Genomic DNA, 10,259 nt, shown 5'->3' with positions numbered 1-10,259 from the left:
GCCCCCGAAGAGGGTCTGCCGCGGCTTGTCGTGAGTGAAAAAGCGGGTTCTAACCCTCCTTTCCACTCACGAGGGTCGGTGGTGCCGGTCGTGGTGTCGGCTCGCGGGGCGCTGGCGGGGCAGGCCGAGCGGCTGGCCGCGTTCCTCGAGGTGTCCGGCGAGCCGCTGGTGGACGTCGCCGGGGCGCTGATCTCCGGCCGCTCGCTGTTCGGGGACCGGGCCGTCGTGGTGGCGGCCACCCGCGAAGAGGCGATGGCCGGGCTGGCCGCGCTCGCCCGCGGCGAGAGCACGCCGGATGTCGTGACCGGCACGGTGGCCGCCGCGGGTGTGCCGGGCAAGGTCGTGTGGGTGTTCCCGGGCCAGGGCTCGCAGTGGGCCGGGATGGGCCGGGAGCTCCTCGACGCGTCGCCGGTGTTCGCCGCGCGGATCGCGGAGTGTGCGACGGCGTTGGAGCCGTGGATCGACTGGTCGCTGCTCGACGTGTTGCGTGGCGGGGGTGACCTGGAGCGGGTCGACGTGCTGCAGCCCGCGTGCTTCGCCGTGATGGTGGGGCTGGCCGCGGTCTGGGAATCCGCCGGCGTCCGGCCGGACGCGGTGGTCGGTCACTCGCAGGGGGAGATCGCGGCCGCCTGCGTGGCAGGAGCGTTGTCGCTGCCGGACGCGGCGAAGGTCGTGGCCCTGCGCAGCCAGGCCATCGCGGCGAAGCTGGCCGGACGCGGCGGGATGGCGTCGGTCGCGTTGAGCGAGGAAGACGCGCTCGCGCACCTGCGGCCGTGGGCGGACCGGGTCGAGGTGGCCGCGGTCAACAGCCCGTCGTCGGTGGTGATCGCCGGGGACGCCGAAGCCCTCGACCAGGCTCTCGAAGCGTTGTCCGAGAAGGAAATCCGGGTCCGTCGGGTGGCGGTGGACTACGCTTCCCACACCCGGCACGTCGAAGACATCCAGGAGCCCCTCGCCGAGGCGCTGGCCGGGATCGAGGCGCAGGCGCCGGCACTGCCGTTCTTCTCCACCCTCACCGGCGGCTGGATCCGCGACGCCGGAGCCTTCGACGGCGGCTACTGGTACCGCAACCTGCGCAACCAGGTCGGCTTCGGCCCCGCGGTGGCCGAGCTGCTCGACCAGGGCCACCGGGTGTTCGTCGAGGTCAGCGCGCATCCCGTGCTCGTCCAGGCGATCAGCGAACTCGCCGGGGATCCGGTCGTCACCGGCTCGCTGCGGCGGGACGACGGCGGCCTCCGCCGGCTGCTGACGTCGATGGCCGAGCTGTTCGTCCGCGGGGTCGACGTCGACTGGACGACGCTGGTCCCGCCCGCCCGGGTCGACCTCCCGACCTACGCCTTCGACCACCGGCACTACTGGCTGCGGTACGTCGAGTCCGCGACCGGCGCGGTCGGCCCGGTGGTCCGGCTGCCGCAGACCGGCGGCCTGGTCTTCACCACCGAGTGGTCGCTGAAGTCCCAGCCGTGGCTGGCCGGGCACACCCTGGACGACGTGGTCGTCGTGCCCGGCACGGCACTGGTCGAGCTGGCCGTCCGGGCGGGCGACGAGGCCGGCACCCCGGTCCTCGACGAACTCGTCGTCGAGACGCCCCTGATCATGCCGGACCGCGGCGCGATCCGGATTCAGGTCACGGTGAGCGGCCCGGACGACGGCTCACGGACCCTGGAAGTGCACGCCCAGCCCGAAGCCGCCACCGACGAGTGGACCCGGCACGCCACCGGCACGCTGTCGGCGACGCCGCCGCCTCCGGGCGTGCGGCAGACCGGCGACGAGATCTTCGCCGAAGTCTCCCTGCCCGAGGGCGTGGACGCGGAGGGGTTCGGCATCCACCCCACGCTCCTGGACGCGGCTCTGCTCAGCGAAGACGGCCTGTCACAGGCCATGGAGTGGCGCGGCCTGACGCTGCACGCCGCGGGAGCGTCGACCCTGCGGGTCCGGCTGGGGCCCGGAGGTTCCCTGGAAGCGGTCGATGGCGCCGGCAACCTGGTCGTCACGGCGAACGAGGTCGTCGTGCGGCCGGTGTCCCTCGGACAGCCGGGCACCACCAAGGACTCGCTGTTCCGGGTGAACTGGATCGAACTGCCCGAGAGCGGGGTGGTGGCCGCCGACGACACCGAGGTCGTGGAGGTCCCCGGCGGCGATTCCCCGCTCACGGCGACCTCCCGAGTCTTGGAGAAGCTCCAGGCGTGGCTGACCGAGCCAGCAGCAGAGCGCCTGGTCATCGTCACGCGCGGCGCGGTGCCCGCCGGGGACACCCCGGTGACCGACCCCGCGGCAGCTGCGGTGTGGGGCCTGGTCCGCTCCGCCCAGGCGGAGAACCCGGACCGGATCGTGCTGCTGGACACCGACGGCGAAGTCCCGCTCGGCGCCGTGCTGGCCACCGGAGAGCCGCAGGTCGCCGTGCGCGGCACAGCCCTCTACGTCCCGCGCCTCGCGCGGGCCGAAGCGGCCCCGGTACCCGGTCTGCGAGGAACCGTCCTGGTCTCCGGCGCCGGGGTGCTCGGCGAGATCGTCGCCCGGCACCTGGTCACCCACCACGGCGTGCGGAAACTGGTGCTCGCCAGCCGGCGCGGCCTGGCCGCCGGGGGCGCGAAGGACCTGGTCACCGGCCTCACCGGCGAGGGCGTGGACGTCTCCGTCGTCGCCTGCGACCTCGCCGACCGCGCCCAGGTGGCCGCCCTGCTCGACGAGCACCGCCCGGCGAGCGTCATCCACACCGCGGGCGTCCTGGACGACGGCGTCATCGGGACGCTGACCGAAGACCGGCTGGCCAAGGTGTTCGCGCCCAAGGTCGACGCCGTCCGCCACCTCGACGAGCTCACCCGCGACCGGGACCTGGACGCGTTCGTCGTGTTCTCCTCCGGCTCCGGCGTCTTCGGCTCGCCCGGCCAGGGCAACTACGCGGCGGCGAACGCGTTCCTGGACGCGGCGATGGCGAGCCGCCGGTCCGCGGGTCTCCCGGGCCTGTCACTGGCGTGGGGCCTGTGGGAGCAGGCCACCGGCATGACCGCGCACCTCGGCGGCACCGACCAGGCCCGGATGAGCCGCGGCGGCGTCCGGCCGATCACCGCCGAGGAGGGCATGGCCCTGTTCGACGCCGCGCTGGCCGCGCGGCCCCCGCTGCTCGTGCCGGTCAAGCTCGACCTGCGTGCCGTCCGGGCCGGTGGCGCCGTGCCGCACCTGCTGCGCGGCCTGGTCCGCCCCGGGCGGCGACAGGCGCAAGAATCGTCCACAGTGGACAAGGGCCTGCCCGGGAAACTCGCCGGACTGGCCGCGCCCGAGCAGGAGGCGCTGCTCGTCGACCTGGTCCGCACCCAGGTCGCGGCGGTGCTCGGGCACGCCGGGCCGGACGCCGTCCGCGACGGCACGGCGTTCAAGGACGCCGGGTTCGACTCGCTCACCTCGGTCGACCTGCGCAACCGGCTGCGGGACAGCACCGGGCTCAAGCTGCCCGCGACGCTCGCCTTCGACTACCCGACCCCGCTGGTCCTCGCCCGGCACCTGCGCGACGAACTCGGCGCCGGCGACGACGTGCTTTCGGTGGTGCACGCCCGCCTCGAAGACGTCGAGGCGCTGCTCGGCGGGCTGGTCCTCGACGAATCCACGAAGACCGGGCTCACCCTCCGGCTGCAGGGACTGGTCGCCCGGTGCAACGGCGTGAGCGGCGAAGCGGACGGCGAAACGCTGGCGGACCGGCTCGAAGCCGCGTCCGCCGACGAAGTCCTCGACTTCATCGACGAGGAGCTGGGCCTCACCTGACCCGGTTCGAGACCCACGCTCCAGCAAACCTTTGTGAGGACACAGGAATGGCCACGGACGAAAGACTCCTCAAGTACCTCAAGCGCGTCACGGCGGAGCTGCACAGCCTGCGCAAGCAGGGTGCCCGGCACGCCGACGAGCCGGTCGCCGTCGTCGGGATGGCCTGCCGGTTCCCCGGTGGGGTGGCCTCGCCCGAAGACCTGTGGCGGCTCGTCGCCGACGGCGTCGACGCACTCTCGGACTTCCCCGACGACCGCGGCTGGGACCTGGACGGCCTGTTCGACCCGGACCCGGACCACCCCGGGACGTCGTACACCAGTCAGGGCGGGTTCCTGCGCGGGGCCGGGCGGTTCGACGCGGGCCTGTTCGGCATCTCGCCGCGGGAAGCCCTGGTCATGGACCCGCAGCAGCGGGTGCTGCTGGAGACGTCGTGGGAGGCCCTGGAAGACGTCGGGGTCGACCCGCTTTCGCTGAAGGGCAGCGACGTCGGCGTGTTCTCCGGCGTGTTCACCCAGGGCTACGGCGCCGGCGCGATCACCCCCGACTTGGAGGCCTTCGCGGGCATCGGGGCGGCGTCGAGCGTGGCGTCGGGCCGGGTGTCCTACGTCTTCGGGCTCGAAGGCCCGGCCGTCACCATCGACACGGCGTGCTCGTCGTCACTGGTGGCCATCCACCTCGCCGCCCAGGCCCTGCGCGCGGGCGAGTGCTCGATGGCGCTGGCGGGCGGCGCGACCGTGATGCCGACGCCCGGCACGTTCGTCGCCTTCTCGCGGCAGCGGGTGCTGGCCGCCGACGGCCGGTCCAAGGCCTTCTCCTCGACCGCGGACGGCACCGGCTGGGCCGAGGGCGCCGGGGTGCTCGTCCTCGAACGGCTTTCGGTGGCGCAGGAACGCGGGCACCGGATCCTCGCGGTGATCCGCGGCAGCGCGGTCAACCAGGACGGCGCCTCCAACGGCCTGACCGCGCCGAACGGGCCTTCGCAGCAGCGCGTGATCCGCAGGGCACTGGCCGGGGCCGGGCTGGTGGCGTCCGATGTGGACGTCGTCGAGGCACACGGGACGGGCACCGCGCTCGGCGACCCGATCGAAGCGCAGGCGCTGCTGGCGACCTACGGCCAGAGCCGCGAGCGGCCCCTGTTCCTCGGCTCGGTCAAGTCGAATTTCGGGCACACGCAGGCGGCCGCCGGGGTCGCCGGGGTGATCAAGATGGTGCAGGCCCTGCGGCACGGGGCCATGCCGCCGACCCTGCACGTGGCCGAGCCGACGCCGGAGGTCGACTGGTCGGCCGGCGCGGTCGAGCTGCTGACCGAGCCGCGCGAGTGGCCGGCCGGAGACCGGCCGCGCCGGGCCGGCGTCTCCGCCTTCGGCATCAGCGGCACGAACGCCCACCTGATCCTCGAGGAAGCCCCGCCCCAAGACCTCGTGAGTGGAAAGGCGGGTTCTAACCCTCCTTTCCACTCACGACCGGTGCCGGTGGTCTTCTCGGCGGGCAGCCCGGCGTCGCTGGCGGCCCAGGCCGTGCGCCTGGCCGACGTCCTGGAGTCCGGTGCGTCGCGGGCCCGCGTGGCAAGTGCGTTGCTGTCGAGCCGGGCGCTGCTGGGTGATCGCGCGGTCGTCGTCGCGGGCTCGGACGAGGACGCCGTGGCCGGGCTGCGGGCGCTGGCGCGCGGGGAACGCGCGCCTGGCGTGGTGACCGGAGCGAGCCGTCCGGGCAAGGTCGGGTTCGTCTTCCCGGGCCAGGGTTCGCAGCGGCTCGGGATGGGCCGGGAGCTGTACGACCGCTACCCGGTGTTCGCGACGGCCTTCGACGAGGCTTGTGAACAGCTGGACGTCTGCCTGGCCGGCCGGGCCGGGCACCGCGTGCGGGACGTCGTGCTGGGCGAGGTGCCCGCGAAAACCGGGCTGCTGGACCAAACCGTGTTCACCCAGGCCGGGCTGTTCGCGGTGGAGAGCGCGCTGTTCCGGCTCGCCGGGTCCTGGGGTGTGCGGCCGGACGTCGTAATCGGCCACTCCATCGGCGAGATCACCGCCGCGTACGCCGCGGGCGTGTTCTCGCTGGCGGACGCGGCCCGGATCGTCGCGGCGCGCGGACGGCTCATGCAGGCATTGGAACCGGGCGGGGCGATGGTCGCCGTCGCCGCCTCCGAAGACGAAGTCGCCGAACTGCTCGGCGAGGGCGTCGAACTCGCCGCCGTCAACGGCCCCTCGGCGGTGGTTCTTTCCGGGGACGAGGACGCGGTCCTCGCCGCGGCCGCCCGGATGCGCGAGCGCGGGCACAAGGCCAAGCAGCTGAAGGTTTCCCACGCCTTCCACTCCGCGCGGATGGAACCGATGCTCGCGGAGTTCACCGCCGAACTGGCCGGGGTGACCTGGCACGAGCCGGAAATCCCGGTCGTCTCCAACGTGACCGGCCGGCTCGCCGAGCCGGGTGAACTCACCGAGCCGGGCTACTGGGCCGAACACGTGCGGCGGCCGGTGCGGTTCGCCGAGGGCATCGCGGCCGCGGCGGACTCCGGTGCGGCGATGTTCGTGGAACTCGGGCCGGGCGCGGCGCTGACCGGGCTCGTCGAGGAGACGGCCGACGTCACCTGCGCTGCGGCGCTGCGGGACGACCGCCCGGAAGAGACAGCGTTGCTGGCCGCGGTCGCCGAGCTGTTCGTCCGCGGGACGGCCGTCGGCTGGTCCGCGCTGCTGCCGCCGGTGACCGGGTTCGTCGACCTGCCGAAGTACGCCTTCGACCAGCGGAACTACTGGCTGCACCCGGCCGTGCGGGCCACCGGTGCGGCGTCGCTCGGGCAGGTCGCGGCCGACCATCCCCTGCTGGGCGCGGTCGTGCGGTTGCCGCAGTCGGACGGCCTGGTCTTCACCGCGCGGCTGTCGCTCAAGTCGCATCCCTGGCTGGCCGATCACGTCATCGGCGGGGTGGTGCTCGTCGCGGGCACCGGGCTCGTCGAGCTGGCCGTCCGCGCCGGGGACGAGGCCGGCTGCCCGGTGCTCGAGGAACTCGTCATCGAGGCGCCGCTGGTCGTGCCGGACCACGGCGGCGTCCGGATCCAGGTCGTCGTGGGCGCGCCGGGGGAGACCGGCTCGCGCGCGGTCGAGGTGTACTCCCTGCGCGAGGACGCCGGCGCCGAGGTCTGGTCCCGGCACGCGACCGGCTTCCTGGCTTCGACGCCGTCGACGTCGAAAGCGTTCGACTTCACCGCCTGGCCGCCGCCCGGGGTCGAGCGCGTCGACGTCGAGGACTTCTACGACGGCCTCGTCGAGCGCGGGTACGCCTACGGGCCGTCGTTCCGCGGCCTGCGGGCGGTGTGGCGGCGCGGAGACGAAGTGTTCGCCGAGGTCGCGCTGGCCGAAGAGGACCGCGCGGACGCGGCCCGGTTCGGCATCCACCCCGGCCTGCTGGACGCCGCCCTGCACGCGGGCATGGCCGGTGCCGCCACGACGGAAGAGCCCGGCCGGCCGGTGCTGCCGTTCGCCTGGAACGGCCTGGTGCTGCACGCCGCCGGGGCGGCCGAGCTACGGGTCCGGCTCGCCCCGAGCGGCCCGGACGCCCTGTCGGTCGAGGCCGCGGACGAGGCCGGCGGTCTCGTCGTGACGGCGGACTCGCTGGTCTCCCGGCCGGTGTCGGCCGAACAGCTGGGCGCGGCGGCTCACCGGGACGCGCTGTTCCGCCTGGAGTGGACCGAGATCCCCGCGGCCGGGGAGGCACCCACAGACCACGTCGAGGTGCTCGAAGCCACCGGCGAGGAGCCCCTGGAACTGACCGGCCGCGTGCTGGAAGCGGTACAGACGTGGCTTTCCGACGCGCCGGACGACGCCCGCCTGGCCGTCGTGACCCGGGGTGCGGTGCCCGACGGCGACGGGGTGGTGCGCGCTCCCGCCGGTGCGGCGGTGTGGGGCCTGCTCCGGGCCGCGCAGGCGGAGAACCCGGACCGGATCGTCCTGCTGGACACCGACGGCGAGATTCCGCTGGCCGCGGTCCTGGCCACCGGCGAACCGCAGGTCGCCGTCCGGGGCGGCACGCTGACGGCCCCGCGGCTGGCGCGCGCCGAGGCCGCGGAAACCCCCGTCGTTTCCGGTCCGGGGACGGTCCTGATCTCGGGCGCGGGCTCGCTCGGCGTGCTCACCGCCCGGCACCTGGTGGCCCGGCACGGAGTCCGGCGGCTCGTGCTCGTCAGCCGTCGCGGCCCCGCCGCCGAGGGCATGGCCGAGCTGACCGCCGAACTCACCGCCCAGGGCGCCGAGGTGTCCGTCTTGGCGGGCGACCTGGCCGACCGGAACCAGGTGCAGGCGCTGCTGGCCGAGCACCGGCCCGCCGCCGTCGTGCACACGGCGGGTGTCCTCGACGACGGCGTCTTCGAGTCGTTGACGCGGGAGCGGCTGGCCACGGTGTTCGCGCCGAAGGCCGACGCGGTCCGCCACCTCGACGAACTCACCCGCGACCTCGAGCTCGGCGCGTTCGTCGTGTTCTCCTCGGCGTCCGGGGTCTTCGGCTCCGCCGGCCAGGGCAACTACGCCGCCGCCAACGCCTACCTGGACGCCGTGGTCGCGAACCGCCGGGCCGCCGGCCTGCCCGGGACGTCGCTGGCCTGGGGCCTGTGGGAGCAGACCGACGGCATGACCGCGCACCTCGGCGGCGCCGACCAGGCACGGGCCGACCGCGGCGGTGTGCTGGCCCTCTCGCCCGCCGAGGGCATGGAGCTGTTCGACGCCGCGGCCGGTGCGCCGGACGCGCTCGTCGTCCCGGTCAAGCTCGACCTGCGCAAGACCCGGGCCGGCGGGACGGTGCCGCACCTGCTGCGCGGCCTGGTCCGCCCGGGGCGGCAGCAGGCCCGTCCGGCGTCCACTGTGGACAAGGGACTGGCCGGGCGGCTCGCCGGGCTCGCCCCGGCCGAGCAGGAGGCACTGCTGCTCGACGTCGTCCGCACGCAGGTCGCGCAGGTGCTCGGGCACGCCGGACCGGAGGCCGTCCGCGCGGACACGGCGTTCAAGGACACCGGGTTCGACTCGCTGACCTCGGTGGAACTGCGGAACCGGCTGCGCGAGGCGAGCGGGCTGAAGCTGCCCGCCACGCTGGTCTTCGACTACCCGACGCCGGTCGCGCTGGCCCGCTACCTGCGTGACGAGCTCGGTGACACGGTCGCGAGCGCGCCGGCGGTCGCCGCCGGAGCCGCGGACGCCGGGGAGCCGATCGCCATCGTCGGCATGTCCTGCCGCCTGCCCGGCGGCGTCACCGACCCCGACGGCCTGTGGCGCCTCGTGCGCGAGGGCCTCGAAGGGCTGTCTCCCTTCCCGGCGGATCGGGGCTGGGACCTGGAGAACCTCTTCGACGACGACCCCGACCGCTCGGGCACGACCTACACCAGCCAGGGCGGGTTTCTCGACGGCGCCGGCCTGTTCGACGCGGGCTTCTTCGGGATCTCGCCGCGCGAGGCGCTCGCCATGGATCCGCAGCAGCGGCTGCTGCTGGAGGCGTCCTGGGAAGCCCTCGAAGGCGCCGGTGTCGACCCGAGCTCGCTGAAGGGCGCCGACGTCGGAGTCTTCGCCGGGGTGTCCAACCAGGGCTACGGGATGGGCGCGGACCCGGCCGAGCTGGAGGGCTACGCGAGCACGGCGGGCGCGTCGAGCGTCGTCTCGGGCCGGGTGTCCTACGTCTTCGGGTTCGAGGGGCCGGCCGTCACCATCGACACGGCGTGCTCGTCGTCGCTGGTCGCGATGCACCTGGCCGGGCAAGCCCTGCGGCAGGGTGAGTGCTCGATGGCGCTGGCCGGCGGTGTCACGGTGATGGGGACGCCCGGGACGTTCGTCGAGTTCGCGAAGCAGCGCGGCCTGGCCGGGGACGGCCGGTGCAAGGCCTACGCCGAAGGCGCGGACGGCACGGGCTGGGCCGAGGGCGTCGGCGTCGTCGTGCTGGAACGGCTTTCGGTGGCGCGCGAACGCGGGCACCGGGTCCTGGCCGTGCTGCGCGGCAGCGCGGTCAACTCCGACGGCGCGTCGAACGGCCTGACCGCCCCCAACGGGCCGTCCCAGCAGCGGGTGATCCGCCGGGCCCTCGCCGGGGCCGGTCTCGAACCGTCCGATGTGGACATCGTCGAGGGGCACGGCACCGGGACGGCGCTGGGCGATCCGATCGAGGCCCAAGCTCTCCTGGCCACCTACGGCAAGGACCGCGAGACGCCGTTGTGGCTGGGGTCGGTGAAGTCGAACTTCGGGCACACGCAGTCGGCCGCGGGGGTCGCGGGCGTGATCAAGATGGTCCAGGCCCTGCGGCACGGCGTCATGCCGCCGACCCTGCACGTCGACCGGCCCACCAGCCAGGTCGACTGGTCCGCGGGGGCGGTCTCGCTGCTGACCGAGGCACGGGAGTGGCCGCGTACCGGCCGTCCCCGCCGAGCCGGGGTGTCCTCGTTCGGGATCAGCGGCACGAACGCCCACCTGATTCTGGAGGAAGCCCCCGAAGAGGGTCTGCCGCGGCTTGTCGTGAGTGAAAAAGCGGGT

General features: G+C 74.2%; 1 protein-coding gene and 1 pseudogene. Both read left to right on the top strand.

Features of this window, described 5'->3' with window-relative positions; genetic code table 11:
• Positions 1 to 75: 75 nt before the first annotated feature.
• Positions 76 to 3,759, top strand: a pseudogene (locus tag C2L58_RS06310) (acyltransferase domain-containing protein); the annotation flags it as partial.
• 47 nt (positions 3,760 to 3,806) lie between these two features.
• On the top strand, positions 3,807 to 10,259 hold a 6,453-nt coding region (locus C2L58_RS06305; RefSeq protein WP_146073535.1), incomplete at its 3' end, for a type I polyketide synthase.

It is taken from the genome of Amycolatopsis sp. CA-126428, assembly GCF_002904335.1.
Classification (GTDB): Bacteria; Actinomycetota; Actinomycetes; order Mycobacteriales; family Pseudonocardiaceae; genus Amycolatopsis.
The sequence above is the reverse complement of the archived record's forward strand: the minus strand, read 5'-3'. Positions and strand labels throughout refer to the sequence as shown.